General features: G+C 71.7%; 28 protein-coding genes. 17 read left to right on the plus strand and 11 right to left on the minus strand.

Annotation, left to right across the window (positions count from 1 at the left end; translation table 11 throughout):
• Nucleotides 1–170: 170 nt before the first annotated feature.
• Nucleotides 171–1,562, plus strand: coding sequence for a M1 family metallopeptidase (locus CCN56_RS02115; protein WP_086822732.1), 1,392 nt, complete (start codon nt 171–173; stop codon nt 1,560–1,562).
• Here CCN56_RS02115 and CCN56_RS02120 read toward each other — a convergent pair.
• Nucleotides 1,559–2,077 (minus strand): N-acetyltransferase, encoded by a 519-nt coding sequence (locus CCN56_RS02120; RefSeq protein ID WP_086822735.1) that lies wholly within the window; start codon nt 2,075–2,077, stop codon nt 1,559–1,561. The genes CCN56_RS02115 and CCN56_RS02120 overlap by 4 nt on opposite strands.
• A gap of 58 nt (nt 2,078–2,135) precedes the next feature.
• Nucleotides 2,136–2,711: a TerD family protein gene (locus CCN56_RS02125; protein WP_086822738.1), complete on the minus strand. Its 576-nt coding sequence runs from the start codon at nt 2,709–2,711 to the stop codon at nt 2,136–2,138.
• A 119-nt stretch (nt 2,712–2,830) separates the two neighbouring features.
• Here CCN56_RS02125 and arfB point away from each other — a divergent pair, with 119 nt between their 5' ends.
• Complete coding sequence (gene arfB / locus CCN56_RS02130; RefSeq protein ID WP_086822741.1) at nt 2,831–3,268, plus strand: alternative ribosome rescue aminoacyl-tRNA hydrolase ArfB; 438 nt, start codon at nt 2,831–2,833, stop codon at nt 3,266–3,268.
• Between the two features lie 9 nt (nt 3,269–3,277).
• Here the strand turns inward: arfB and CCN56_RS02135 are convergent, their stop codons facing one another.
• Entirely contained in the window at nt 3,278–3,841 is a 564-nt protein-coding gene (locus CCN56_RS02135) for a flavin reductase family protein (RefSeq protein WP_086822745.1), read from the minus strand.
• Between the two features lie 262 nt (nt 3,842–4,103).
• Here CCN56_RS02135 and cdgB point away from each other — a divergent pair, with 262 nt between their 5' ends.
• Both cdgB and CCN56_RS02145 read left to right on the plus strand, forming a co-directional pair.
• Complete coding sequence (gene cdgB / locus CCN56_RS02140; RefSeq protein ID WP_086822748.1) at nt 4,104–5,801, plus strand: diguanylate cyclase CdgB; 1,698 nt, start codon at nt 4,104–4,106, stop codon at nt 5,799–5,801.
• Nucleotides 5,802–5,873: 72 nt separating this feature from the next.
• Nucleotides 5,874–6,842 carry a CBM35 domain-containing protein gene (locus CCN56_RS02145; RefSeq protein WP_086822751.1) on the plus strand — a complete coding sequence of 323 codons (969 nt, stop codon included), beginning with the start codon at nt 5,874–5,876 and terminating at the stop codon, nt 6,840–6,842.
• Between the two features lie 4 nt (nt 6,843–6,846).
• On the opposite strand, the gene CCN56_RS02150 is transcribed toward CCN56_RS02145, so the two are convergent.
• The 3 genes from CCN56_RS02150 to CCN56_RS02160 form a co-directional block, all read right to left on the minus strand.
• The gene (locus CCN56_RS02150; RefSeq protein ID WP_086822754.1) at nt 6,847–7,767 is read right to left on the minus strand and encodes a 1-phosphofructokinase family hexose kinase; all 921 of its coding nucleotides are present in this window, start codon (nt 7,765–7,767) and stop codon (nt 6,847–6,849) included.
• Nucleotides 7,768–7,902: 135 nt separating this feature from the next.
• Entirely contained in the window at nt 7,903–9,048 is a 1,146-nt protein-coding gene (gene nagA, locus CCN56_RS02155) for an N-acetylglucosamine-6-phosphate deacetylase (protein WP_086822756.1), read from the minus strand.
• Nucleotides 9,048–9,998 carry an ROK family protein gene (locus CCN56_RS02160; RefSeq protein WP_041134098.1) on the minus strand — a complete coding sequence of 317 codons (951 nt, stop codon included), beginning with the start codon at nt 9,996–9,998 and terminating at the stop codon, nt 9,048–9,050. Before CCN56_RS02160 ends, nagA begins: the two co-directional genes overlap by 1 nt.
• Nucleotides 9,999–10,228: 230 nt before the next feature.
• On the opposite strand from CCN56_RS02160, the gene CCN56_RS02165 reads away from it, so the two are divergent.
• The 3 genes from CCN56_RS02165 (at nt 10,229) to otsB (ending at nt 12,699) form a co-directional block, all read left to right on the plus strand.
• The gene (locus tag CCN56_RS02165) at nt 10,229–11,512 is read left to right on the plus strand and encodes an extracellular solute-binding protein (RefSeq protein ID WP_086822759.1); all 1,284 of its coding nucleotides are present in this window, start codon (nt 10,229–10,231) and stop codon (nt 11,510–11,512) included.
• A 24-nt stretch (nt 11,513–11,536) separates the two neighbouring features.
• Entirely contained in the window at nt 11,537–11,794 is a 258-nt protein-coding gene (locus tag CCN56_RS02170; RefSeq protein ID WP_086822762.1) for a DUF3263 domain-containing protein, read from the plus strand.
• Nucleotides 11,795–11,856: 62 nt separating this feature from the next.
• Nucleotides 11,857–12,699 (plus strand): trehalose-phosphatase, encoded by an 843-nt coding sequence (gene otsB, locus CCN56_RS02175; RefSeq protein ID WP_086822765.1) that lies wholly within the window; start codon nt 11,857–11,859, stop codon nt 12,697–12,699.
• An 87-nt stretch (nt 12,700–12,786) separates the two neighbouring features.
• Here the strand turns inward: otsB and CCN56_RS02180 are convergent, their stop codons facing one another.
• Nucleotides 12,787–15,096, minus strand: a complete 2,310-nt coding sequence (locus CCN56_RS02180) for an immune inhibitor A domain-containing protein (protein WP_086822768.1) — start codon at nt 15,094–15,096, stop codon at nt 12,787–12,789.
• Between the two features lie 354 nt (nt 15,097–15,450).
• On the opposite strand from CCN56_RS02180, the gene CCN56_RS42880 reads away from it, so the two are divergent.
• Entirely contained in the window at nt 15,451–16,488 is a 1,038-nt protein-coding gene (locus tag CCN56_RS42880; protein ID WP_179199642.1) for a hypothetical protein, read from the plus strand.
• Between the two features lie 121 nt (nt 16,489–16,609).
• Here the strand turns inward: CCN56_RS42880 and CCN56_RS02190 are convergent, their stop codons facing one another.
• Nucleotides 16,610–17,461 (minus strand): NAD(P)-dependent oxidoreductase, encoded by an 852-nt coding sequence (locus CCN56_RS02190; RefSeq protein WP_086822774.1) that lies wholly within the window; start codon nt 17,459–17,461, stop codon nt 16,610–16,612.
• 98 nt (nt 17,462–17,559) lie between these two features.
• Between CCN56_RS02190 and CCN56_RS02195 the strand changes: the two genes are divergently transcribed.
• Both CCN56_RS02195 and CCN56_RS02200 read left to right on the plus strand, forming a co-directional pair.
• Nucleotides 17,560–17,901 (plus strand): helix-turn-helix domain-containing protein, encoded by a 342-nt coding sequence (locus tag CCN56_RS02195; RefSeq protein ID WP_086822777.1) that lies wholly within the window; start codon nt 17,560–17,562, stop codon nt 17,899–17,901.
• A gap of 644 nt (nt 17,902–18,545) precedes the next feature.
• A complete protein-coding gene (locus tag CCN56_RS02200; RefSeq protein WP_218779383.1) occupies nt 18,546–18,920 on the plus strand; it encodes a helix-turn-helix domain-containing protein in 375 nt (124 codons plus the stop codon).
• 8 nt (nt 18,921–18,928) lie between these two features.
• On the opposite strand, the gene CCN56_RS02205 is transcribed toward CCN56_RS02200, so the two are convergent.
• Nucleotides 18,929–19,489, minus strand: a complete 561-nt coding sequence (locus CCN56_RS02205; protein WP_086822783.1) for a GNAT family N-acetyltransferase — start codon at nt 19,487–19,489, stop codon at nt 18,929–18,931.
• A complete protein-coding gene (locus tag CCN56_RS02210; protein WP_256961677.1) occupies nt 19,486–20,745 on the minus strand; it encodes a helix-turn-helix transcriptional regulator in 1,260 nt (419 codons plus the stop codon). The genes CCN56_RS02205 and CCN56_RS02210 overlap by 4 nt, the downstream gene beginning before the upstream one ends.
• Nucleotides 20,746–20,964: 219 nt before the next feature.
• Here CCN56_RS02210 and CCN56_RS42885 point away from each other — a divergent pair, with 219 nt between their 5' ends.
• From CCN56_RS42885 to CCN56_RS02235, 7 genes are all read left to right on the plus strand, one after another.
• Nucleotides 20,965–21,138 carry a hypothetical protein gene (locus CCN56_RS42885; RefSeq protein ID WP_179199643.1) on the plus strand — a complete coding sequence of 58 codons (174 nt, stop codon included), beginning with the start codon at nt 20,965–20,967 and terminating at the stop codon, nt 21,136–21,138.
• On the plus strand, nt 21,135–21,341 hold the full coding sequence (locus CCN56_RS02215) for a hypothetical protein (RefSeq protein WP_086822786.1): 207 nt from the start codon (nt 21,135–21,137) through the stop codon (nt 21,339–21,341). The genes CCN56_RS42885 and CCN56_RS02215 overlap by 4 nt, the downstream gene beginning before the upstream one ends.
• 174 nt (nt 21,342–21,515) lie before the next feature.
• On the plus strand, nt 21,516–21,650 hold the full coding sequence (locus tag CCN56_RS41580; protein WP_107484080.1) for an albusnodin family lasso peptide: 135 nt from the start codon (nt 21,516–21,518) through the stop codon (nt 21,648–21,650).
• A 79-nt stretch (nt 21,651–21,729) separates the two neighbouring features.
• A complete protein-coding gene (locus tag CCN56_RS02220) occupies nt 21,730–23,550 on the plus strand; it encodes an albusnodin/ikarugamycin family macrolactam cyclase (RefSeq protein ID WP_256961678.1) in 1,821 nt (606 codons plus the stop codon).
• Nucleotides 23,550–24,113: a lasso peptide biosynthesis B2 protein gene (locus CCN56_RS02225; protein WP_086822803.1), complete on the plus strand. Its 564-nt coding sequence runs from the start codon at nt 23,550–23,552 to the stop codon at nt 24,111–24,113. The genes CCN56_RS02220 and CCN56_RS02225 overlap by 1 nt, the downstream gene beginning before the upstream one ends.
• 34 nt (nt 24,114–24,147) lie before the next feature.
• Complete coding sequence (locus tag CCN56_RS02230) at nt 24,148–24,684, plus strand: GNAT family N-acetyltransferase (RefSeq protein ID WP_373412808.1); 537 nt, start codon at nt 24,148–24,150, stop codon at nt 24,682–24,684.
• 121 nt (nt 24,685–24,805) lie between these two features.
• Nucleotides 24,806–25,630, plus strand: a complete 825-nt coding sequence (locus tag CCN56_RS02235; RefSeq protein ID WP_179199644.1) for a pyrroline-5-carboxylate reductase — start codon at nt 24,806–24,808, stop codon at nt 25,628–25,630.
• 35 nt (nt 25,631–25,665) lie between these two features.
• Here the strand turns inward: CCN56_RS02235 and CCN56_RS02240 are convergent.
• The coding region (locus tag CCN56_RS02240; RefSeq protein WP_218779384.1) for a serine/threonine-protein kinase at nt 25,666–26,609 on the minus strand (944 nt) is incomplete at its 5' end.

Below are 26,609 nucleotides of genomic sequence, written 5' to 3' on the forward strand. Positions count from 1 at the left end.
GGCCGGCGTCGCCGCCCTCGCGGAGTGACACGCGGAGTGACACGCGGAGTGACACGCCCCGCGTCGCCCCTCGCGACGTAAGGCCCCCAGCTGGTGGTGGCGCCCGGATCCCCCGCCGGGCGCCACCACCTTTTTCGTTTTTGACCGCTTAAGCCTCTTAAGATCGGTACGTGTCGCAACGCCGCCGGACCGGAGCCCTCGCCCTCGCCGCCCTCGTCCTCCTCGCGGGCGGCTGCACCGAGGCGGGCGGCGGTGTCCGGGGGACCCCCGGCGCGGCCGGGCTGCGCGACCCGCTCTTCCCGAAGCTCGGCAACGGCGGGTACGACGTCGGGCACTACGGCCTGACCCTCGCCTACGACCCGGCCTCAGGACGCCTCGACGGCACCGCCGAGATCACCGCCCGCGCCACCCAGGACCTCAGCGCCTTCAACCTCGACCTCGCCGGCCTCACCGTCCGCGGCGCGACCGTCGACGGCGCCCCCGCCGCGTACAACAGGGCCGGGAACGAACTGACCATCCGCCCCCGCGACGAGCTCCCCGGGGGCAGGGAGTTCAAGGCCACCGTCACCTACACGGGCGTGCCCGAGCCGCTCACCGACGCCGACGGCTCCAAGGAGGGCTGGCTGCGCACGGCCGGCGGGGCGGTCGCGGTCGGCGAACCGGCCGGCTCCATGACCTGGTTCCCCGGCAACCACCACCCCTCCGACAAGGCCTCCTACGACCTCACGCTCACCGTCCCGGCCGGACTCGACGCCCTCTCCAACGGCGTCAGGACCGCGCGGCGGACGGAGGAGGACGGGCGCGTCACCACCGTCTGGCACGTGCCCGAACCGATGGCGAGCTACCTCGCGACGGTCGCGATCGGCCGGTACGAGACGGGCACGGCGACCGCCCTCGGCTCCGTACCCGTCCTGACCGCCGCCGAGGCCCCGGTCGCGGCGGGCAGCGCCGCGCTGCGGGCCGAGGTCCCCGAGCTCCTCGCCCGCCAGGTGAAGCGTTTCGGCCCGTACCCCTTCTCCGCCGCCGGAGCCCTCGTCACCGAGGACGGGACCCTCGACTACGCCCTGGAGACCCAGACCCGGCCCATCTTCCCGGCCGGGTCCTTCGAGCGCACCACCCTCCTCCACGAGCAGGCCCACCAGTGGTTCGGCGACTCGGTCACGCCCGAGACCTGGCGGGACATCTGGCTCAACGAGGGCTTCGCCACGTACGCGGAGTGGCTGTACTCGGAGGAGTACGAGCACGTCCCGGCGCGCACCCACTTCGAGCGCGCCTTCGCCCAGGACGCCAACTGGGCCTTCCCGCCCGCCGCACCGCCCGCCGCCGCGAACCTCTTCGACCCGCCCGTGTACCAGCGGGGCGCGATGGTCCTGTACAAGCTGCGCGAGACGGTCGGCGACCGCGTCTTCGACGAGATCCTGCGCGGCTGGCCCGCGAAGTACCGCCACGCCAACGCCACCACGGACGACTTCACCGCCTACGCGGAGAGCGTGGCGGGCCGCGACCTCGGCGGGCTGTGGGACGTCTGGCTGTACGGCGACGAGAAGCCGGGCAAGCCCTAGACGGTCAGGCTCTTCCGCATCACGACGCACGGGCGGCCGTGGGCGAGGTCGGGGCGGCGGTCGGTCTCCTCGTAACCGAGCGAGGTCCAGAAGGCCAGGGCCTTCGGGTTGTTCTCCAGGACGGCGAGCCGCAGCCCGGTGCGGCCCTCGGCGCGGAAGCCGGTCTCGACGTACGTGGCGAGCCGACGGCCGTACCCGGCGCGCTGCGCCTCGGCGTGGACCATCAGCAGGCCGAGCCACGGGTCGGTCTGGGCCGGGTCGGGGTGGCGGCCGAGCGTGATCGCGACGGCGACGAGCCGGCCCTCGGAGCGGGCGACGAGCACCTCGGCCGTCGGCTGCGCGAGCTCGTCGGCGAGAGCGGCGGCGACCTGCTCGGGCCGGATGTCGTCGGGGTCCGGGAAGTCGCCGCTGAGCTGCTGGAACTCCTGGTTCGACGCGTACAGGGCGGTGAGCTCGGTGAGCAGCGGGCCGGGGAGGGCGTGCGCTTCCGTACGTGGGAGGGCTTCGACGATCACGGGAGGAAGCGTAGGCCCCGGCGGGACGTACCGCCGGGGCCCACTCGGTGCGAGTCCGTCAGAGGTTGACGCCGAAGTCGCGGGCGATGCCCTCCAGGCCCGAGGCGTAGCCCTGGCCGACGGCGCGGAACTTCCACTCGGCGCCGTTGCGGTACAGCTCGCCGAAGATCATGGCCGTCTCGACGGCGGCGTCCTCGGAGAGGTCGTAGCGGGCGATCTCGGCGCCGCCGGCCTGGTTCACGATGCGGATGTACGCGTTGCGCACCTGGCCGAAGTTCTGCGAGCGGGACACCGCGTCGTAGATGGAGACCGGGAAGACGATCTTGTCGACGTTCGGCGGGAGGGCCGCGAGGTTGACGTTGATCTGCTCGTCGTCGCCGCCGCCCTCGCCGGTGCGGTTGTCACCGGTGTGCACGATCGTCTGGTCCGGCGTCGACTTGTTGTTGAAGAAGACGAAGTGGGCGTCCGAGGCGACCCGCCCGGCGGCGTCCACACCGATCGCCGAGGCGTCGAGGTCGAAGTCGGTGCCGGTGGTGGTACGGACGTCCCAGCCGAGGCCCACGGTGACGGCGGCGAGGCCCGGGGCCTCCTTGGTCAGGGAGATGTTGCCGCCCTTGGACAGGCTCACAGCCATGGAAAGTCCCTTTCGTCGTTCTGTCGTCGCTCGCCTGGAGAAACGCGCTGAGGCCGCCGGCGGTTCCCGCCCGCCTCCGCGCGAAAACAGGATGACTCGTCCGGCCCCCTCCGGGGAACATGGAAGGCATGTCCGGTCCCTATCCCATCCGCGGCTCCGTCTCGCTGCCCGAGGCCGAGCTCCAGTGGCGTTTCTCGCGGTCGTCGGGGCCGGGCGGTCAGCACGTGAACACCAGCGACTCCCAGGTCGAGCTCCGCTTCGACCTCGCGGCCACCGACGCGCTCCCCGAGGTGTGGAAGGACCGCGCCCTGGAGCGGCTCGCCTCCCGCCTGGTCAACGGCGTCGTGACGGTCCGCGCCTCGGAGCACCGCTCCCAGTGGCGCAACCGCGAGACGGCGGCGGTCCGCCTGGCGGCCCTCCTCGCCGAGGCGACGGCCCCGCCCCCGAAGCCCCGCCGCCCGACGAAGATCCCGCGCGGCATCAACGAGCGGCGCCTGCGCGAGAAGAAGCAGCGCTCCGAGACCAAGCGCACCCGCCAGTCCCGCGACTGGAGCTGACGGCCGCCGTCACCCCAGTCGGCGGTACTTCCCCTGGTAGTACGTCAGCGGGTCGCCGCCCCCCGGGCGCAGACCGACCGTCAGGACCCGGCCCACCACGAGCGTGTGGTCGCCGGCCACGACCCGGTTCTCCGTGCGGCACTCCAGGACCGTGAGCGCGCCGCCGATGAGCGGGGCGCCGCTCTCCTCGCCGCGGGTGTACGGCAGGTCGGCGAAGAGGAGGCGGTCGCTGACCCGGTTCTTCATGGCGAAGCGCCCGGCCACGTGCCGCTGGTCCTCGGCGAGGACCGACACCGCCCAGACCGGGACGTCGGCGAGCAGGTCGTCCATGCGGGAGCCGTTGCGGAGGCTGACGAGGACGAGGGGCGGGTCGAGGGAGACCGACATGAAGGCGGTGGCCGTCATGCCGACGTCCTCGCCGCGCGGGCCGTCGTCGGGGTCGTGCGCGGTCACCAGGACCACGCCCGCCGCGAGGCGGGACATCGCCGCCCGGAACTCGTCGTTGCTCACCCCCTCAGCATGAGGGATGAGGAGGTCGGAGACGGGAGGCGAGGGGGGCGTCTTCTGGAGCACGTCAAGAACGCTAGTCCCGGCCCTCCGCGCCTCGCATCGGACCCGGGGACCAGCCGGTGACGGCCGCCGGACCTAGGACCCCCGGCCTCGGGAGGAGCGACGCGACCCGCCATCATCTGCTGTGACTTGAGTCACAGAGGGCAGTATTTGCTGACCCTGTGTACCGGCGGCGAAGCTCGCTGTGATTCAGTGGCGGTGACAGTGCAACACGAAGCCGATGAGAACCCTGGAGTTGCTGTCGAGGTCTCGGGGAGAGCGAGCGATGGAGACCGAGTCGGAGCCGTACGTCCGTCTCTCGACCCTGCGGCAGCTGCATCAGGTCGTGACGGACCTCAACACTGCCCGCAGTCTGGCGGACACCCTGCAGACCGTCGCCGACGGTGTGGTCGCCGGTCTCAACTACGAGCTGGCCTGCGTCAACCTCGTCCGCCCCGACGGTGACCTCGTCGTCGCCGCCTTCGCCGGAAGCTCCGCCGCGGAGGCCCTGATCACCGGCCGCGTCGGCTCCCGCTCCTCCTGGGAGCGGCGCCTCTCCATGGGCGTCCCCTGGGGCGACCTGCGGTTCATCCCGCACACCGAGGGCTGGGTCCTCATGGAGGACGACGTCCCCCAGTGGCACACCGACGGGCCCGCGCCCCGCTTCGAGGACGAGTGGCACCCGCACGACCGGCTCTACGCCCCGATGTACGCCTCCGGCTCCGGCCGTGAGCTCCTCGGCGTCATATCCGTCGACCGCCCGCGCAACGGCCGGCACCCCGGCCCCTGGGGCCAGGAAGCGCTCCAGATGTACGCCTCGCAGTCCGCGATCGCCATCAGCAACGCCCGGCTCCGCTCCAACATGCAGCGCGCCCTCGTCCGGCTCGAACGCGAGCAGCAGGCCCTGCGGGCCTCCGAGGAGTCCTTCCGGCAGGCCTTCGAGTACGCCCCCTCCGGCATGGCCATCGCCGAGATGGGCGGCGACCAGCACGGCCGCCTCCTCCGTACCAACGACGCCCTGTGCCGGCTCCTCGGCCGCCCCGCCTCCGTCATGCGGCGCTACTCCTTCGCCGACCTCGTCCACCCCGAGGACATCGGGACGCTGCTCCGCACCTCCGCCGAGGGCGGCCGGGCCGAGCTGCGGCTCGGACGCCGCGACGGCACGTACGTCTGGGTGTCGCTGCGGAACTCCGTCGTCGCCGACACCGCCGACGGGCCCCGCTTCCTCCTCACCCACGTCGAGGACATCGAGGAGCGCAAGCGGCACGAGCTCCAGCTCGCCCACCGCGCCTCGCACGACGCCCTCACCGGCCTCCCCAACAGTGCCGAGCTGCGCTCCAGGCTCTCCGCCCGGCTCTGCGAGCGCCCGGGCGCGCCGGGGAACGAGCCGGTGTACGGCGGCGGCTACGACTCCGGGCGGGACGGCGGCTACGACCCCGCGTACGACTCCGGCTACGAGCCGCAGCCCCAGCCGTACGAGCACGAGCACGAGCACGGCTTCGGTTTCGAGCCGGCGGGCGGCGCCGGGGCGTACGACCACCACGTCCACACCGTCGCGCCCACGGGCGGCGAGGTCGACGACGGCACCAAGGGGCTCGCGGTCCTCTTCTGCGACCTCGACGGCTTCAAGTCGATCAACGACCGCTTCGGGCACCACACCGGAGACGCCGTCCTCATCGAGGTCGCGCGCCGGCTCACCACCGGCGTGCGGGACGGCGACACCGTCGCCCGGCTCGGCGGTGACGAGTTCGTCGTCCTCGCCGACGGCCTCGGCGCCGCCGACGCGGCCGACCTGGCCGTACGCCTGCGCAACGCGATCATCCCGCCGATCCGGGTGGACGGGCGGGCGGTCCGCGTCGGGGCGAGTTTCGGCATCGGCTGGGCCGAGTGCGGGATGACCGTGGAAGAGGTCCTGAACTCGGCGGACCAGCGGATGTACGTGGAGAAACGCTCCCGTGCCAAGGTCCACCGGCGAGCGGGCTGAGTCCGGAGTGGGCCATTCGAGGTAGGCTCGGCCGGTCGGCGACGGCTGGCGAGCATGGAGAGGATGACCCGGATGGCTGCCGGTAACGACGGCTCGAACAAGCCCGAGGACGACGATCCGTTCGGCTACCTGTACGCGGACGGCCAGGCAGCGGGTGCCCAGGCCCCGCAGGGCGGCGGCTACGGCTACCCCGGTCCCGCCCCCGCGCAGCCGGGCGTGCCCCGCACCTCGTACAACCAGGTCAGGGCGGTCGGCGAGCGCCAGTACGGCCACCAGCAGCAGCAGGCGTACGTGCCTCCGCAGCAGCAGGCCCCCTACGGCCAGCCGCAGGCGCAGTACGCGGCGCCCGAGACGTACGGCGCGCAGCCGCAGACCCGCGCGATCCCGGCCCAGCGCGGCGGCGGCTCGGGCCGCGGCCCCAACACGAAGGGCATCCTGGCGGGCGCCGTCGCGGTCGTCGCGGTCGTCGTGATCGGCATCGGAGTCGCCCTGTTCAACAACACGGGCAACGAGAAGGACAAGGACGACAAGGCCGGCGGCAACACCCCGTCGACCGCGCCCTCCCAGGTCTCCGAGACGCCGAGCACCGAGCCGACCGCCGAGAAGACCCCGGAGGAGCTCCCCAAGCAGGACGCGGCGACGCTGACGCTGGGCGGCGCGGCCACCACGGGGACCGGCATCAAGGGCGCGAAGGGCACGAACGGCGCCTACGTGACCCTGACCGGCGAGGGCAGCTCGGCGAGCTGGTCGGTCGATGTGCCGAACACCGGCGAGTACACGCTCCGCATCACGTACAGCGTGCCCGGCAAGGATGCGAAGACGTCCCTGACGGTCAACGGCGAGGCGCCGCGCGAGATCAACATGGGGAACTTCGCGAAGGCCCCGGAGGGCGACTGGGAGAAGGGCTGGACCTACACCTACTCCTACGTGAACCTGAACAAGGGATCGAACGCGCTCAAGATCTCCTGCGAGGCGGGGGACTCCTGCGAGGCGATCCTCGACCAGGTCTACCTGGAGGCCGGTCACACCGGGAAGGGCTGACCCCTCAGGGGGTCTCCGCCGTCACCGTCACCCGCGTCAGCAGCTCCTCGTAAGCCGTCGCGTCGTACTCCCCGGCCACCGGGGAGAGGACCGTCGCCGCCGAGAGGGCGACCGCGCGGGTGAGGCGCTCGGGCCAGGGGGTCTCGTCGACCAGGCCCGAGAGGAGGCCGGCGACGGCCGAGTCGCCGGCGCCCGTGGGGTTGCCCTTCACCGCGGCCGGCGGGGTCGCGCGCCACAGGCCTTCGGGGGTGGCGGCGAGCATGCCCTCGGGGCCGAGTGAGGAGATCACCGCGCGGGCGCCGCGGCGGCGTGCGTCGCGGGTGGCGCGGTGGGGTTCGCGGGAGCCGGTGAGCTGGGCGAGTTCCTCGGCGTTCGGCTTGACCAGGTCGGGGCGGGCGGCGATGCCCCGGCGGAGGGGTTCGCCGCTGGTGTCCAGGAGGACCGGGACCCCGGCCGTCCGGGCCAGGCGGATCAGTTCCGCGTACGCGCCGACGTGGATGCCCGGCGGGAGGCTGCCGCAGAGGGCGACCGCCCGGGCCCCGTCGAGGAGTTCGGTGAAGCGGGTGCGGAAGGCGGCCCATTCCGCGGTGGTGACGGTCGGGCCCGGTTCGTTGAGCTGGGTGGTGTCCCCGCTCGCGGTGTCGACGACGGCGACCGTGCGGCGGGTCGTTCCGGCGGTCTCGACGAGTTCGTCCCGTACGGGCGTCTGCGCCAGCTGGTCCCGTAGCGTCGCGCCCGTCGCGCCGCCCGCGAAGCCGGTGGCGACCGTCTCGTGTCCGAGGGCGGCGAGGACGCGGGCGACGTTGAGTCCCTTGCCGCCGGGCCGTTCGATGACCTGGGTGATCCGGTGGGAGGCGTGCGGGGTGAGGGCGGGGACCCGGTAGGTCAGGTCCAGTGCCGTGTTGAGGGTGACCGTGAGGATCAAGACCCGTCCACCCCCCGTACTTCCCGTGAAGTTCTGCGGAACACCCGTTCCGACGTTCTGACGGGCACTGATCATGCCAAAGGAAAGGCGGTTGGCCCAGACCCCCGGCCAACCGCCCTCGTGGGTGACACCTGATCAGACCGCCGTCGGGTTCACGATCCACTCGCCCTTGCGCATGACGCCCTTGAGCTCGAACTCGGCGTCCAGGACGACGATGTCGGCGTCCTTGCCGGGCTCCAGGGACCCCACCCGGTCGTACACGCCGAGCAGGCGGGCCGGGTTGGCGGAGACGGCCTGGACGATCGATTCGACCGGCAGGGCGTCGATGGTCGCGGCGCGCTTGAAGGCGCGGTCCAGGGTCAGGGTGGAGCCGGCGATGGAGCCGCCCTCGACGAGGCGGGCGACGCTGTCCTTCACGTCGACGGCCAGGGGGCCGAGCATGTAGCGGCCGTCGCCGAAGCCGGCGGCGTCCATGGCGTCGGTGATGAACGCGACGCGCTCGGGTCCCGCGTGGTGGAAGGCGAGCTCCAGGGCGGCGGGGTGGAGGTGGGTGCCGTCGTTGATGAGCTCGACGGTGATCCGCTCGTCCTCCAGGAGTGCGGCGATCGGGCCGGGGGAGCGGTGGCCGAGGGCGGGCATCGCGTTGTAGAGGTGCGTGGCGACGGTGGCGCCCGCGTCGATGGCCGCCTGCGTCTGCTCGTACGTGGCGTCGGTGTGGCCGATGGCGGCGATCACGCCGTGCTCGGCGAGCAGCCGTACGGAGTCGAGGCCGCCGGGCAGCTCGGTGGCGAGGGTGACCATCTTGGCCCGGCCGCGGGCGGCGTCGATCAGCTTGCGGACCTCGGCCGGGTCGGGGTCGCGGAGCAGCGTCTCGTCGTGGGCGCCCTTGCGGCAGGGGGAGATGAACGGGCCCTCGAAGTGGAGGCCGGCGATCTCGCCCTGTTCGGCGAGCTCGGAGAGGAGGCCGGCCCGCTGCGTGAGGAAGTCCATCTCGCCGGTGACGAAGGAGGCGACGACGGTGGTGGTGCCGTGCAGGCGGTGGGTGTGGACGCCCTTGAGGACCTCGTCGACGGTGCCGGAGGTGAAGGACGCGCCGCCGCCGCCGTGGTTGTGCATGTCGACGAAGCCGGGGACGAGCCAGTGGCCGGTCAGGTCGAGGGTGGGGGCGTTCTCGGGAGCCGAACCCGCGATGCGGTCGCCGTCGACGATCACGCGTCCGTTCTCGACCGTTCCGGTGGGCAGCACGACGTGTGCGCCGGCGAGAACCTGGTGATCGGCCATCAGGCGGAAACCTCCGAGTGGGTGGGGTGCTTGTCGGCGAGCAGGTCCCAGGCGAGGAGGCCCGCGCCCAGGCATCCGGCGGTGTCCCCGAGGGCCGCCGGGACGATGGCGGGCAGCTTCTGGAACGTGACGCGTTCCTCCACGGCGGCCCGGAGTGGTGTGAACAAGGTTTCCCCGGCCTCGGCGAGCCCGCCACCGATGATGAGGGTGCGCGGGTCCAGGAGGGTGAGCGCGGTGACGAGGCCGTCGGCGAGGGCGTCGACGGCGTCCTGCCAGACCCGTACGGCCGTGGGGTCGCCGGACTCGACGGCCTTCGCGCAGTCGGCGGCGTCCGCCTCGGGGTCGCCGCCGGCCTCGGCCCAGGCGAGGGAGACGGCGGAGGCGGAGGCGTACCGCTCCAGGCAGCCGCGCTGGCCGCAGCCGCACTCCGTACCGCCGGGACGGACGACGATGTGGCCGATCTCGCCGGCGTAGCCGTGGGCGCCGGCCTCGATGCGGTCGCCGATGCCGATGGCTCCGGCGATGCCGGTGCCGAGGGGCACGAAGAGGAAGCGGTCGGCGCCGTTGCCCGCGCCGATACGGCCTTCGGCGAGGCCGCCGGTGCGGACGTCGTGGCCGAGGGCGACGGGGACGCCGTCGAGGCGGCGGCTGAGGAGTTCGCGCATGGGAACGTCGCGCCAGCCGAGGTTGGCGGCGTAGACGGCGATGCCGTTCTCGGCGTCGACGATGCCGGGGACGGCGACTCCGGCGGCCGCGGCGGGCTCTCCGTACCGCTCCTGGCCGAGGGCGCGGAGCTCTTCGGCGAAGCCCAGGATCGTCTCGACCACGGCCTCGGGGCCGCGCTCGCGCCCGGTGGCGCGGCGGGCCTCGTGCAGCAGGGTGCCGTCCGCCCCGACGAGGGCGGCCTTCATGCCGGTGCCGCCCACATCCAGGGCGATGACGTGTCTCACGGGGGTCATTCTGACGCGCGGGGACCTGACAGGTCTAGTCCACTGGCCAGGATTGTTGCGCTCGGATACAAATTCGGGCCCGATCATGCGCCCATGCTCCCGTCGGAGTTGCGGAAGTGATACCCGAGTGGTGTAGACCTCATGCCCGGGCGCGGGGCAGACTTACGGCCCTGAGAAGAGCAAACACGCAGCTCAGTGCAGATAGACGACAGCTCAACGAAGAGCAAAAGGTGGATGAAGCCGTGGAGCGGCGACGATTCCTTGGACTGACCGCGGCCGCCGCCGCCCTCGGACTGACCGCGACGGTCGCCGGCTGCGGCTCCCTCGGCGGCGACTCCGGCGACGTGACCCTCAAGCTGGTCGCCGCCGACTACGACCTGACCGGTGGCGACACCACCAAGAAGTACTGGGCCGACCTCGTCGCCGCCTTCGAGGCGAAGCACCCCGGGGTCAAGGTCGAGGTCCAGGTCCTCTCCTGGGACGACGTCGACCGCAAGGTCGCCGAGATGGTCAAGGCCGGCCAGGCCCCCGACATCGCACAGATCGGCGCCTACGCCGACTACGCCGCCGCCGACCAGCTGTACGCCGCCGACGATCTCCTCTCCATCCCCGTGCAGGCCAACTTCCTCGGCCCGCTCGCCGCCGCCGGCGAGTACAAGCGCACCCAGTACGGCATGCCGTTCGTCGCCTCCACCCGGCCGCTCTTCTACAACGAGGACCTCTTCCAGAAGGCCGGGGCCGAGGCCCCCACCACCTGGGACGAGCTCGCCGAGGCCGCCGAGAAGCTCAAGGCCAAGGGCGTCCCCACCCCCTTCGCGCTGCCGCTCGGCCCCGAGGAGGCCCAGGCGGAGGCCCTCATGTGGCTGCTCAGCGGCGGCGGCGGCTGGACCGACGCCTCCGACCGCTACGCCGTCGACTCCGACGCCAACATCCGCACCTTCGAATGGCTCCGCACCCATCTGGTCGGCAAGGACCTCACCGGCCCGGTCGCCCCCGGCAGGCTCAACCGCAAGGCCGCCTTCGCCGCCTTCGCGAACGGCGAGGTCGGCATGCTCAACGGCCACCCCTCGCTCCTCAAGGAGGCCGCGAAGAAGGGCGTCCGGGTCGGGCAGGTCCCCCTCCCCGGCGCCGACGGCACGCCCAAGACCTCCATGGGCGTCGCCGACTGGATCATGGGCTTCAGGCAGAACGGCCACCGCAAGGAGATCGGCGACTTCCTCGACTTCGTCTTCAGCGACGAGAACGTCCTGAAGTTCGCCGGGGACAACGACCTGCTGCCGGTCACCGTCACCGCCTCCACCCGCATGGAGACCGACCCCGAGCACGAGAACCTGCGCGTCTTCCTCAAGGTCCTCCCCGACGCGCAGCTCCCGCCGGTCGGCAAGACCTCCTGGGCCCAGGTCAGCGAGAACGTCAAGCAGAACATCGGCAAGGCGGTCACCCCCGGCGGCAGCCCCTCCGAGGTCCTCGGCCGGATAGGCCGGGCGGCGACGGAGGCGGAGAAGGCCGAGTAGGACGCCGGGTAATAGGTTGGTCGTATGACCGAAGAGACGGCATCCGAAAACGGAGGGCTCGGGGAGCGCGAGCGGGCCCTCCTCGCCGTCGAGCGCCGCTCCTGGCCCGGCCCCGGCGCCAAGGAGCGGGCCGTCCGCGAGCGGCTCGGCCTCTCCCCGACCCGCTACTACCAGCTCCTCAACGCCCTCCTCGACGACCCGCGCGCCCTGGCCCACGACCCGGTGACGGTCAACCGGCTGCGCCGGGTCAGGGAGGAGAAGCAGCGGCGACGGGAGGGGTGACTCCTGACGAGGTGACCCCGGCCACGCTGACGTGACCCCCGTACGTCGGTAGGGTCGGAAACATGGTCAGCAGCCTCCCGCACCCGACCACACCGTCCGGCCGCGACGGTCTCGCCGCGCTCCTCGCGCAGCCCGCGAAGGCCGTCGTCGCCCTCGACTTCGACGGCACGCTCGCCGAGATCGTCCCCGATCCCGAGCAGGCCCGCGCCCACCCCGGTGCCGTGGCCGCCCTCGCCGCCCTCGCCCCCCAGGTCGCCTCGATCGCCGTCGTGACCGGCCGCCCCGCCGGGGTCGCCGTCCGCTACGGCGGCTTCGCCGGCGTCCCCGGTCTCGAGCACCTCGTCGTCCTCGGCCACTACGGCGCCGAGCGCTGGGACGCGGTCACCGGCACCGTCCGGGCCGCCGCCCCGCACCCCGGCGTCGCCTCCGTCCGCGCCGAGCTCCCCGGTTTCCTGGACCGGTCCGGGGCCTGGCCGGGCGTCTGGATCGAGGAGAAGGGCCGCGCGGTCGCGGTCCACACCCGCCGCGCCCGGGACCCGGAGGGCGCCTTCGAGGCCCTGCGCGGTCCGCTGGGCGAGCTGGCGGTCGCCCACGGCCTGGTCCTGGAGCCCGGCCGCATGGTCCTGGAGCTGCGGCCCCCGGGCATGGACAAGGGCGTGGCCCTCGCCAAGTACGTACGGGAGGTGGGCGCCGGGTCCGTGCTGTACGCGGGCGACGACCTGGGCGACCTGCCGGCCTTCGCGGCGGTCGAGAAGCTCCGCTCCGACGGCACCCCGGGCGTCCTGGTGTGCAGCGGCTCCACGGAGGTCACGGAGCTGGCCGACCGCGCGGACCTGTCCGTGGCGGGCCCGTCGGGCGTGGTGGAGTTCCTGACGGAACTGGCGCGGGCGGTACGGGAGGCCTGAGGAGCCCCCACGGGAGGCCTGAGGCGGCCCCGGAGACGCGACGAGGGCGGTACGGGAGTCCCGTACCGCCCCTTGCCTCGTGTGCGATCAGTGCGCGGCCGGGTTGGCGACGCTGATCGTCAGGTCGTCGCCGGCGTCACCGGTGACCGTGACGCGCACGCCGTGACCGGCGACCTTCACGCTGGCCTGCGGGGCCGTCGTGTCGTAGTACGCGTTCGGGTCGGTGTCGTCGAAGACCGGGATGCCCGGGACGGAGGGGGCGCAGGCCGCCAGCGTCTGGACGGTCTGGTTCGGGCCCTTGCCGGTCAGGACCTCCTTGTGGAGGCAGGTCGCGTCCGTGGCCTCCAGGCCGAAGGTCGCGTCGAAGGGCTGGCGCCGGTTGCTGGGCGCGGTCCCGTCGGCGTACCGGAAGGGGGTCGGGCGGGCGTCGACGGCCATCGCCGAGCCGCCACCGGGGTGGTTGCTGACGTTGTTGTCGTCGAAGGACCGGTCGACGTACCAGACGAGCATGCCGTTCTGGAACTTGAAGAACTCGACCCAGTCCGGGGCGGTGATGCCCTTGCTGAACTGGTACGGGCCCTCGGCGAGGAGCGCGTCGGAGCCGACGTACTCGCGGTTCTCGACGAGGTAGTACTGCGGGGCGGTGGCCGTCTCGGTGCCGGTGGAGATCTTCCAGCGGCCCTGCGCGGTCCAGCCGCCGACGCCCTGCTCGACGTCGTCCGACGCGAGGGTCGTGCCGCCGGAGGTCAGCGTGATGTCGTCCAGGAACGCGCCGGCGAAGTGCACGCCGCCGTCGCTCTGGTAGCGGAAGCGGAAGAGGGACGGCTTGCCGGCGGAGTCGTACGAGTAGCGCAGCGTCGTCCACTTGCCGCCGGAGGAGCCGGAGACGGAGGCGCCGGCACGGGCCCAGGTGGCGCCGCCGTCGAGGGAGTACTCGGCGAAGAGGTAGTCGAAGTCGGCCTCGATCTCGTACCAGGCGCTCGCCTTGACCGTGACGCGCGGGGCGGCCGGCACGGAGCGGGTGAGGGACTGGTTGAGGCCGTCGGCGGAGCCGGTCCACCAGGCGTGGGTGCCCGAGGTGGGCGTCGCGTAGGTGGTGCTGCTCGTCTTGTCCGGGAGCGCGACGCGGACGGCCTGCGCCTTGCCCTTGACCTGCAGGGCGGCCGGGCTCAGGGTGTACGAGCCGGTGGCGCCGAGCGGGGCGTCGGTGTAGTTCAGCCAGCCGAGGAAGAGCTTCTCCTCGGCGCCCATGAGACCGGGGTGGGTGCCGATGCCCTCGTTGGCGGCGGCGCCGTGGCCGAGCCAGGAGCCGGAGCTCATCAGGGTCCAGAAGGCGGTGGAGTTCTCGCCGCCGTCGGTGTCGTAGAAGTCCGGCAGGCCGAGGTCGTGGCCGAACTCGTGGCAGAAGACGCCGAGTCCGCCGTTCTCGCCCTCGGTGGTGTAGTCGCCGAGCCAGTACTTGGACTGTCCGATGCGGGCGCCGCCGGCCTTGTTCTGCGTGCCGGAGACGGCGGGCCCGGTCAGCCCGTAGTCGTCGCCGTTGACGTACCAGCGGTGGGACCAGATGGCGTCCTCGCCCTGGGCTCCGCCGCCCGCGTCCTCGCCCATGCCGGCGTGCACGGCCTGGAAGTGGTCGATGTAGCCGTCGGGCTCGTTGAAGTTGCCGTCGTGGTCCCAGTCGTTGCGGTCCCAGACGTCGAACTGGGCGAGGTACGCGTCGATCTCGGCCGGCGTCTTGCCGGCGGCGATCTGCTTGTTCCACCAGGCGTCGCCGGTGTCCTGGATGAAGGCCCAGGAACCGCCGGTGTCCTCGACGGAGTTGTCGCCGTAGGTGGAGGCGTTGCCGGGGACCTTGACCCAGTCCTCGACGGTGTTGGAGACGGAGTAGCGGCCGCTGGACAGCTTCTCGTAGAAGGTCTTCATGGACTCGCCGGAGCCGTTGAAGAGGTCCTCGTAGTGGGCCTTGGAGAAGTCCGCGGTCCAGGCGTTGGAGTTGTCCGTGCTCCGGTCCGGCTGGGGTATCTGGTTGTGCAGCGGGCCGGGGACGGTGCCGAGCTTGCCGGAGCTCTGGTCGCCGAACTCGGAGAGGATCGTGAAGATCTTCTCCTGGCGGGTGGCGGTGGTGGTCTTGGTCTCGGCGTACTTGCCGGGCGCGACCTCGACGACGCCCTGGGCGTTCGGTGTGGCCTTGCCCTTGGCGACCAGGTCGATCGCCTGCTCGCGCAGCTTGGTGCGCTGCTTCGTGAGCGGTCCGGGACGGTCGTCGGCCCGGTGGGCGTTGGAGCCCGCCGGTGCGGCGACGTCCTGGGCTTCCTGCGCGGCGGCGGGGGTGAGCCCCGCGGCGAGGAGTGCGGTGAGCGCAGACCCGAGGGTCATGCCCACGACAATCTTCTTCACGTGTGTCGCGATCCTTCCGCTTGCCTCATGTGTCTCAATGCGTCTCATGGGGAAAAACGGATCGCCTGGGGGAACGATCGCCGCGAGTGTGACACGGGAAGACCCCTCAGGAGGAGGGGTCGTGGCTTACGAATAACGACGACGGATCACCGCTCACCGTCCACCGAGGGAAACCTTCCTGCCCCGAGCCCTGCAGCGCGTTCCTCCGACTTGAGGACTATTGCTCGCGCTGTATGTGACGGTGTGTCCGCATGTCTCGCACCGGCCTGCTGTGGCTTGATCGGCGGAAGGTTCCCGGTAGGGACCGTGACATCCACCCCCCATTCGGCACCCCCTTGTCGAGGAGTCCCGAGCGTGAGACTGACCATGGACCATCCCGTATCCCCACGACGTGTCCGGCGCGGTGCCGTCCTGCTCGCCGTGGCGGCGCTGCCGGCGGCGTTGGTGGTGCCCCTGGCGACGCCCGCCGTGGCGGCACCCACGAGCATCACCTTCACCCCCGGCGCCGACCAGCCCTTCACCGTCCCGGCCGGCGTCACTCAGCTGACCGTCACCGCCACCGGCGCCGCCGGTGCCAATGGGGCCGAAGGAGGAGTGGGCGGTGCCGGCTCCACCGTCACCGGCACCGTCAACGTACCGGCGGGTACCACCACCCTCTACGTCAACGTCGGCACGGGCGGCGGCGCATCGGGCGGCCCGACGTCCACGGGCGGCGCGGGCGGCGGAGCCAGCGACGTGCGCACCTGCGCCTCCACCAGCCCCGGATGCCTCCTCACCGGCGTCAGCACCACCGACCCCCGGCTCATCGTCGCGGGCGGTGGAGGAGGCGGAGGATCCGGCTCCGGGATCGCTGTCCCCGAGTCGACCGGAGGAGACGCCGGAATCACCGGTCAGCCAGGTGGCAGCAGGCCCAGCGGCGGCGGAGGGGGAGGCGGGGGAACCCAGACGACCCCCGGCGCGGGTGGAGCCGCATGCTCCGGCGACAACGTGGCCACACCCGGAACCCCCGGTGCCGGCGGCACCGGCGGCAACGGCGGCGGCCCCTTCGGGGGCGGAGGCGGCGGAGCCGGCTGGTTCGGCGGTGGCGGTGGCGGCGGCTGCACCGTGATCGTCGCCACCGGGACCTACGGGCCCGGTGGCGGAGGTGGCGGGTCCAACCGTGTCCCGGCCGGCGGTTCCTCCGGACCCGCCTCCGGCCCGGCCTCGGTGACCATCACCTACGAGCAGCCCACCGGGAACAACGGGGGAGGCAACGGAGGCGGCGGGTCGATCCTGCCCATCAACCTCAGCGGCATCCTGCCGATGTTCAACAACATCAGCGTCAACAACAACATCAAGAGCCCTGGCGCCAGCAACACCGCCCACCAGCACTTCGGCCTGAACACGCCCTGAAGCGTGCGGTGAGGTGAGCGGGTCCTCACGTGGCGGTCCCGGCGGACGTCGCCGGGACCGCCACGGTCGCCACCGCGCCGGCGGCGGCGTCGCACACCGAAGGGCGGCTACGGATTCCCGCTCATCGAAGCAACAGGTCCACCACGCCCGTCAGGTCCTCCTCGCCGCTGCCCACGTCGAGCCTGCGGCGCATCAGCTCGAAGTACGGCCGGATCAACTCCGCGCTGACGCCCTGCCCTTCCGCGGTGGCCAGGAAGGTCGGGGTCCCCGCCACCTGCATGGCGAGGTTGGACACCACGCCGGTGGTGTAGTCACCGCTCTTCAGCTGGGCGGCGGTCCCGTGGACGCCCGGGGCCATGGCGGCGAGCCAGTCGGCGAGCAGCGGGGCGAACGCCACGGGATCGATGTCCTCCCGGCGGATCAGCGCGAAGGCGTGCGCCGCCCCGGCGAACATCCCGTACATGCCGCTGAGCAGGGCGACGTCGTGCAGGGCGGCGAATCCGGGGTCCTCGCCGACGTACTTGGTGTCCACGGGTACGGCCAGGGCGTCCCGGTGGAGCTCGAAAAGCTCCCGGGACCCGCTGTAGAAGACGTACCCGCCGGCCTCGGGGACGCCGATCATCGGCGGGACGGCCATGATGCCGCCGTCGAGATAACGGGCGCCCCGCTCCTCGGCCCAGGCGGCCCGGGCCCGGGCCTGGGCGGGGGTCGTGGTGGTGAGGTTGACGAGGTCCTTGCCGGTCAGGGCGACGCCGTCGAGGGCGGCGCCGACGGAGTCGTCGTCGAGGAGGCAGACGACGACGAGACGGCCGGCGGCGACGGCCTCGTGAGGGCTTTCGGCGACCTTGGCGCCCTCGATGTCGGCACGGCCAGGGGTGCGGTTCCAGACGGTGAGCGCATGACCGGCGGAGACCCAGGTACGGGCGAGGGCGGCACCCATGGCGCCGAGCCCGAGAAGAGATACGGAAGACATGCCCACAGACTGCTGGCGGGCCTCTGACCTGCTCAAGTACCCACTTCGAAGTGGGTGGTTACCCTGAGGTGAGCGAACAGGTCAGAGAGGTGGGGCGAGTGGCGACACTGAACCGACCGGCAGCCGATGACGGCCACGTCTGCGGCATCGACACCGCGATGGAGGTCATCGGCGGCAAGTGGAAGGTCCTGATCCTCTGGGCCCTCCACGAACGGCCCCACCGCCGCTTCGGCGAACTGCGCCGACTGATCCCGGGCATCACGGAGAAGGTCCTCGCCTCCCACCTGCGCGAGATGGAGACGGACGGCATCGTCGACCGCGTCTCGTACGAGGAGGTCCCGCCCCGCGTCGAGTACGCCCTCACGAAGGACGGCATCCGCCTCAACGAGGCCCTCGAACCGCTGGCGGCGTGGGGGAGGGACCGGGCCGCTGGCTCCTGAGGGCCTCCCCTCTTCCTGCTCGGCCCCGGGGCGAGACCGGGCGGGGCGTGAACCTCGCGCCCCACCGGCCCGGCGGGGTCGACGCAACCCCGAGGGCCGGGCCCGCAGCCGATCGACCGGCAGAGCCTCCCGGGGCCCGTCGTGACCTCGGCCCACGAAAGCACGCCACGGCGGCGGGAAAGCCGGACGGTCGTCCGCCACGTGTGTCTCCGGCAACCACGCACCGACCTCAGCCACGCTTCCTTGTTGCCATGACCACGGCCGACATCGGCCCGCAGGTGTTCGCGGCGAGGGTGGTGCCTCCGAGCACCGGGGTTCCCGTGCGGCGGGGTGCCCTTACCTACTTAAGACGGGGAGGGCCGGGCGGGAGTCTGACCTGCGTGAACAGGGAGGTGGCGTTGCAGCCATGCACGCTGGCTATGCAAAAATGAATGAATGCCATCTATTATGGCTTATTCTATGCAGGAAGGGATGAATGGCGTAGGTTTCGGATGTAGCCCCGGAGGTACCCTGTGCGTGCGGCCCGACGAGTGACCAAGATCGAGACGGTTAACCGGACCACTGGTGAGGTACAGGACCTCACTGTCCACTCGTCGGTCGGAGCCGCGCACGGTCTCTGGTTCCGGGGAGGTGGGTTCACCACGATGGGATACGACGCGCACGACGCTCTCGCCGAGGCGGACCTCAGCGGGGCGTCCTACAGGCTGTTCCACAAGATGTGCGCCCTTCAGAACCGCAAGGATCACGGTCTCGTCCGGGTGGAGACCCAGGCCAAGTTCGCCGAGCAGGTGGGCATGTCCCAATCGTCCGTCTCGCGGTCCCTTCGACAGCTCGCCGAGGCCGGATTCATCTATCCCGACGGCCGTGATTGGCGCATTCGCCCCGACTTCGCGTTCAACGGCAACGGGGCCGCGCAGGGCCGGGCCGTTCAGAACATCCCCGAGGGCGCCCCCGACCCGTACGCGCGGAAGGGCGCCGAGCTGACCGTCATCGACGGCGGCAACGACGGCGATGCGTGAGTGGCGACCTAACGTACGGCCTCCTCGTCCGTAGCGATCCGCCTGATCATCGCGGCGAGCACAGGCGACTCGGGAGACGGCCGGCTCGTGCCGATCACCTCGTATCCCCACGACTCGTAGACGCGCTGGACCTTTCCGTCACCCGCAGCCGGGTTGACCATCAGCGACACGTACGTCTCGCTGCGACCGGCGAGCAGCTCGTCGTGGACGCGCCGCGCCAGACCGGTGCCCCGGTGGGCCATCGTCACGCCGATCTCCTTGAGTGCAAGGGCCGGGGAGGTGGTGAATTCGGCGTCGACCTCGCCCATCCTCGTCCACCAGCGGTCACCGCTCTCCACGGTGTTGCCGTACGCGTAGCCCACCGGCTGGTCCTCGGCGTCAAAGGCGAGCACCGCCCCGAACCCCGGCTCTCTTCCGTGGCGCTCCAGGCGTTCGGTGAAGGTCGGTACCGCGTAGTTCGGCAGATGAAGCAGGGGCTCGCGCACCTTCGCGTACACCGCGATCAGGGGTGCGATGACCTGGTCGACGTCCCTGGGGGAGCTCGTGTAGCGGCGGAGTCGTGGGGTCATCGGGGCTGCCTCCAGGTGTCGCGGGCGTACTGGGTCCAGGTGTGGGCAAGTGCGGTGCCGGGGGCGATGGTCTCTAGGCGGCTGCCGAAGGCGCGGAGCATACCCACCACGCGAGCGTGACGGACTGCGGCGTCGGAGGGGACGGACATGGCGCTCGCGAGGGCTGCTTCGACGTCGCCCTGTTCGAGCTGGGCGCGTGCGACGCGGGTCGTGGCGATGGCCTTGGACCGGTGCATGTGGGGACGCAAGGCAGCAAGGCAGCGGTGACCGTGGGCCTCGGCGCGCTCGAAGTCGCCGAAGGCGAGGTACGCGGACAGGGCGAGGCTGTCGAGTTCGGCCTGGTCGTAGAAGGCGTTCATCCAGACGGGACGCTGGGCTTCCGGGTCGGCGCGCAGCAAAGCGTCCTGTGCCTGGTCGAACGCGCGGCGGGTGGCCGTCCCGTCCCCGGCTGCGCCGTGGATCGCGCCCTGCCGGGCCAGACCGAGGGAGGCGAACAGGGGGTCCTGGCGGGTGATGCTCAGTTTTCGTGCCACATCGTTGGCGGCGGCAGCGTCGGCAGGCCGACCCATGTGCCGGTACATCGTGCCCGCGTGAGACCAGATGCGGAACTTGATGTACGGATCGCCGGCCATCTCGGCGAGCTGCTGTGCCACTCCCATGTGCCCGGTGGCGTCCTCGAATCGGCGCCCGTCGATGGCGGCCCACATCGCCGAGGAGCGGAACGCGGCGGCCGAGGCGAAGACCTGCTTCCTGATGCGCTGGCTGGCGCTGCCGGAGTCCTGGAGGGCCAGGGCTTCATCCGCGAGAGCTGCGGCCTTGCGCTCGATCACGAGCTGTCCGCCGTGGCGGTGGTCGTTGGCGACGACGTCCGCGAACCTGTGATGGAGCCGCTCGATGTCGCTGACGCCGATGCGGCGGGGAGCGCTGAGAGCCGGTGCGGCGGAGCTGAGGGCCAGCGCCGTCCCGGCTGTGATGAACTGGCGGCGTTCCACGGGGCCCTCCGGTGGTGCTGGGGTACTGGGGCATTCGAACCCCAGGTCTTTCAACGAGCAGCGGAAGACCGCTTCCAGCGCCTTGCGTGTGCGACCGATCGGGCGCCGGGTTGCCCCGTTGACCAGATTCCGCACGGTCCGGTCCGACACGTCGCCGGGTCTGCCGGTGATCTCCAGCAGAGCGGCGTTCATCCGCCCGGCCAACTCCTCCTGCGTGAGACCTAAGTCGGCCATCCGCTGCTTCAGCACGGCGTTGACTGCCACGACACAGAACGTAGAGCCAACTCACCTGCCGGGCCAGGGGCGTCGCAAAGCGATCGCAAAGTCTTCCGGTTGCATCCCGCGCCCCGGCCGACGACCTTTCCTGTTCCTGAGCCGGATCGGGCCGTTGACTGCTCTCATGCCGTCCGGGTGCGGGCTGATCAGCGCAGCTCCCCCTACCAGCCCGGACGGCCGTTGATTCCCCGATGGCAGGAGCAGGCGATGGACAGCTCTCTTCCTCACCGCACGCCTGGAGCAAGCGGACACGAGCCCGGCGTACCCGGCCCCGAGCACGGCGTTCCGAGCCGCGAGCTGCGGGAACGGGCGGCCGGCGGCTGGGAGAGGTTCCTGAGGCGTTTCGCCGGCGAGCGGCCCGACAGGGAGGACGAGGAGTGAACGCCGTCGACCACGCCGGGTACGAGCAGCACGAGCTGCTCGGGCGCCGGGTGCGGGACATCGCCTCCCGGGGTGAGGGCGAGCTCATGGCGGTCACGCACGAAGTGCACTCCGACGGTCGTGTGGTTCGCGTCGCCCATATCCGCCCCGCGTCCGGCGTGGAGTGGTCGACGGCCGTCGGCAACGTTCAGGCCGTCGGATGAGGCAGCGCCTCGTCGTCCTCCTCCACACCGTCGTCACCAGCGCCCTCGTGATCACCCTGACCGTCGCGGGGACGCCCGGCAGGTAGCCCCACGGATTCCCGCTTCGTGTCCTGCTCACCAGTCGGTACGCAGCGGGTCGCACCAGCACCCATCCACCAGGAGAAAGGCACTGTCATGAACGAACCGCTGTGCAAGGAAGACCTCGTGACGTCCGAGCCGGACATGGTCGACGTCGGCGACGTCGCCGCTCTGACCGAGGGCCAGGGCGGCGGTCAGTCCGAGGACAAGCGGCGCGCGTACAACTGCTGACCGCTCGTCCATGAGGTGTGCGGCCCAGGCTTCGGCCGGAGCCGCACACCTCGTATCCGACCTCGACGCTGGAGGACCCTTGATCGGCGGATTCAGCACGACCTCGGTCGACTTGCCGCGCCTTCTCGGCGCTCAGGAGCCGGCTTCCTGGAGCACGATGTGGCAGTCGGGGGAGACCCCGGTCCACCCGGTGCCCATCAGCGCGGGCAAGCCTCGCGTCCTCGTGATCGGATGGTGCGGCGCGACCGCCGGGCAGCTGAGCGATCTTTCCGGCACTCCTGTGCCCGCCGACGTGACGTGGCGCTGGCCCGGCGCGTACGCCGTGATCGAAGAACGCACGGAATCCGTGGTGGTTCACACCGACCCGGCCGCAGCCTTCCCGCTGTATGCCACACGGTGGGGTGGTGGCTGGGCGTGGTCGACCTCTGCCCGCGCTCTTGCTTCGCTGACAGGGGCTGATGTCGACGCGCGCCGCGTAGCGTGCGCGGTCCTGGCCCCTTCGGTTCCCGCACTGGTCGGCAACAGGACCTTCTTCTCGGGGGTCGAGCAGCTTCCGGCCGGCAGCCGGATCGAACTGCCAAGGAACGGAAACCCTCTTCGCTGTGTCACGACGTGGTGTCCCGAGCCCGATCCCCACCGATGGGCGCACCGGCAGCTTCGCCGAGCTCTCACGGACGCCGTGGTACTGCGTGTGCAAGCGGATCCCACCTTGTCCTCCGACCTGTCCGGCGGTCTCGACTCCACCACCGTGGCCGTCCTCGCCGCGCACTCCCTCAGAGCCCCACACGTCCTCAACGCGGTGACGATTCATCCGGAGGGGTGCTTGGACGGAGCCGATCTGTGTTACGCAGGGCTGACCGCTGCCGCGTCGGCGGGCCGGATCTCCCACCACCTGCTCCCGCTGGGCGCGGAGCACTTGCCGTACAGCGGGATCACCTCGGTACCCGCCACCGACGAGCCCGCCCCGTCGACCCTCACCCAGGCCCGACTTCTCGGTCAGCTTCGCTGGATGCACCGCGAACTCGGCGCCCGGACCCATCTGACCGGCGACGGCGGGGACAGCGTTCTGTTCCAGCCCCCGGCACAGTTGTGTGACCTTCTGCGCGCCGGCCGGTGGCGTCGGACTCTGCGAGAGGCGTACGGCTGGGCTCGCCTGCGGCACACCCCCGTCATGCCCCTGCTGTGTGGCGCTGCCACGATGGCCCGTACCAGTCGGTCCGACGCGCTTGCGGACCTCACTCGGTACTTTTCCGGCAAGGCGACGTCCAGCCACGACCGGGGGAATGTCCGCTGGTTCGCGCCTCTGCCGATTCCCAGGTGGGCAGAACCCGCAGCCCTGGGGCATGTCGCCGAAGCCGCCGCCCAGGCCGCCACAGCTGTTGACCCCCTCCATCAGCTCGACGCCTCCGTCCACACTCTCGTGGACGAGATCCGGGAAGTCGCGCGTACGGCCAGGGCCGATGCCGAACTGGCGGCGTCCTGCGGCATCGACCTCCACAATCCCTTCCTGGACCCGTCCGTGATCGACGCCGTGCTGCGTAATCCGTTGGAGCGACGTCCGTCCGTCCACGGTTACAAGCGGCTCCTCGTACGCGCTGTCGGCGACTTGCTACCGCCCGCCGTGGCCGCCCGCACCACGAAGGGGAGCTTCGAGGCCGACCATTTCACCGGGATGCGCGCGCATCTGGACGAGCTTCAGGAACTCGGTGGCGGGCATCTGGCATCCCTCGGTCTACTCGATCCCACTCGCTTCCGCCGTCACCTGCGACACGCCGCCGCCGGTGTTCCGATGCCGCTCGCGACCCTCGAACAGGCCCTCATGACGGAGGCCTGGCTGCACGCCCATCGGCGCAATCCGGCTCCGACCTGGTTCGTCAATCTCCCTGCGAGGGGCGTGTGATGGAGAGAGCCGTGGACTTCGGGCATGTCCTGGTCGTCGTTGACCACCGCACGGGCCGCGTCCGCTGCCAGGTACCCGGGCGGAGCCCGGCCCCCGTCGTCGCGCCTGCCGCCAGTTGGGGCAGTGCCGAGCACCCCGCTGGCATCGAACGTCCCAGGGAGGCCTGGTCCCTCTCGGCCGCTGCCGCCCTCGTGGCCGTCTTCGCGATCAAAAGGGCGGGAAGCAGGGCGACCGCGATGCACCGCGTGACGACCGCCATCCGGGTTGCCACGTCGACGTGCCGTCGCCCCGCCACTCCCGAGCAGGCGAGATCAGCTGTCCTTGCCGTACGCCGTGGGGCCTGGCTGTCGCCCGGCCGCACGGCCTGTCTGGAGGAGTCGGCCGCCGCTGTCCTGCTTCTCGCCGCTCGGCGTCTGTCTGTGACCTGGTGCCACGGCGTCGCGCCAGACCCCGTTCGGCTGCATGCATGGGTCCAGACTGAGGACGGCGGCCTCGTGGCCGAACCGGAATCGACCCGTGCCTACACCCCCGTTCTCGTGATCGGAGACCGCAGTGACCACTGACCCGATTCTGTGGATCAAGGACGACACCTGCGGTCTGGGGCCCTTCCGGCCCGACCTCATCGAGACCTACTGGAAGTGGGAACAGGATCCAGGCCTTCTCGTCGGCTACGGGCGCCAGGGCCCGGAATCCCTGGAGGCCCGTACCGAGGGCATGGCCCACCAGCTCCGTGGTGAGAACATCCGGTTCACCGTCTACGACGTCAGCGGCGCGGAACCCCTCCCCGTCGGGGTCGCCACGCTTCTCCCCGACCATCAGGTGCGCACCGCCGAGTACGTCGTCATGCTCGCCCCGGAGGCGCGCGGGCGGGGTCTGGGGAGCGCGGCCACCCGCCTCGTCCTCGACTACGCGTTCCATGTTGTCAACGCGCGGATGGTCTGGCTGAAGGTACTGGCGCCCAACACGGGCGGCGTTAAGGCGTACGAGAAGGCGGGGTTCCAGACCGCCGGCACACTGCGGGAAGCGGGCTACTGGCTCGGCGAGGTGTGCGACGAACTGATCATGGATGCCCTCGCCCGCGACTTCACCGGCCCCTCCGCCGTACGCGCCCTGGTCGACCCGGACCGGGAGTAGTGCCGCTCGGTGGTGCGTCGGTAGCCGGAGCGGAGTCTCGCCGCCGGGCTGGCGCTTCCCGTGCGTCGAGGGACCGGGACGGCTGGAGGAGTACGGGGCGGGGCCTGCGATGCTGATCGCCATGAGTGGGCATCAGGCGGTTGGTGTGGTGGGTCTCGGCCGTATGGGGCTGACCCTGGCGGCTGGTTTCGATATGGCGGTCGGACCCGGCCGGCTGTTCGCGGCGGGGCGGTCCCCGGCCAGTGTCGCGCGGCTCCGGGAGGCCGTGCCCGGAGCGGCGGTCCTGCCGCCGGCGGAGCTGCCACTCCGGGCCGGCCTGATCGTCCTGTGCGTGCGGAACGCGGATCTGCCGGCAGTGCTCGACGAACTGCGGCCCCGGCTCACGGACCGGCACGTCCTGATCACCGTCAACAACGGCCTGCCGCTCCGGGCGCTGGCGGAGGCCGTTCCCGGTCCGGTGGCCAAGCTGATCCCGAGCGTCGGCAACGACATCGGCGCCGGCGCGACGCTGCTGGTACCCGGTCCGCGCCTGACGGCGCAGGACACCGAGGACCTCCTCGTCCTGCTCCGGTCCTTCTCGACGCCGTTCGTGATCGAGGAGGGCCAGGGGCGGGCGGCGACCGACCTCGCGTCCTGCGGCCCGGCCCTGGTGGCCGGTGCCGTCAGGGCGATGGTCGACGCACAGCAGGAACGCGGCGCCCCGCTGCCCCGGGAGCTGGCGGAGCAGCTCGTCGCGCAGAGCCTGCACGCCCTGAGCCGCCTGATCGGCCGAGGCGCCCGCCTGGACGACATCGTGGACCGCGTCGCGGTCCCCGGCGGCAACACCGCCGCCGCCCTCGACGCCGCCGAGAACGACCTCGCCGCGGCATGGCGCGCCGCGTTCCGGGCGACGGCGGACAACGAACGGTCGAAACCCGCACCGCAGTTGGGTGCGGGCCGAGCGTGACCCGGCCCCTGCGCCACCGGCCTCCCCCGTCGGATTCAACGTCGCAGCCAGCTCAGCAGGGTCGTCGCCGTGAACACCGCGCCCGACGCCAGACAGACCGCGCGCGGGGTCAGCCACCCGGGGCCTTCCGGGGGCTGGGACTGCGGGACCGGAGCCAGCAGCGCGTCCGCGAAGGCCTGGGCGGTCGGCGGTCGATCCGCCGGCTCGACGGACATCGCGGCCCGTAGCAGCAGGGCGACGTTCGGGGGGAGCTCCACTCCGGCCGGGAGCGCCGGCAGCGTCGAGGCGGCCGGCTGGTCGGTCATCAGGGCCGTGGCGCGCCCGCCCGGGCCGAACGGCTTCTTCCCGGTCAGCAGCTCGTAGGCCACGACGGCCAGCGCGTACACATCGGCCCTTCCGTCGAACCCGCCGGTCTGGAAGGCCTGTTCCGGTGCCATGTACGCGGGCGTGCCCGTGGTCACCGTCAGTCCGGACGCGTCGGCCAGCTGCTTCGCGCTGCCCAGATCCGCCACCAGCACCGCGGCGGGCGCGGGGCCGGCGGCGAGCAGCAGGTTGGACGGCTTGACGTCGCGGTGCACCACACCCGCCTCGTGCAGGACCTGGACCGCGTAGCCCGCCTCCGCGGCCAGCCGCAGCGCCTCCTGCGGGTCGCACCGGCCGACCCGGTCCTCCAGGGTGCCGCCGCGTACGTAGTCCATGACGAAGTAGGGCCGGTCCTCCTGCACCCCGACGTCGTGCACGCGGACCACCCGCGGGCTGGCGATCCGGCGCAGCAGCCTCGCCTCCGCCAGGAACCGCTCGCGCACGTCGGCGTTGGCGGCCCAGTTGTCGGCCAGCACCTTCACCGCGACCTCGGTGTCGAGCTCCGGGTCGTAGGCCTTCCAGACCGTCGCGAAGGAGCCGGCTCCGAGCCGGTCCAGGAGGAGGTAACGGCCGAGCTTGCGCATGTGGCAGCATTCTGCCGGAGCCGAGGGCGCGG

The sequence above is a fragment of the Streptomyces sp. NRRL B-24572 genome (assembly GCF_002156145.1).
Classification (GTDB): domain Bacteria; phylum Actinomycetota; class Actinomycetes; order Streptomycetales; family Streptomycetaceae; genus Streptomyces; species Streptomyces vietnamensis.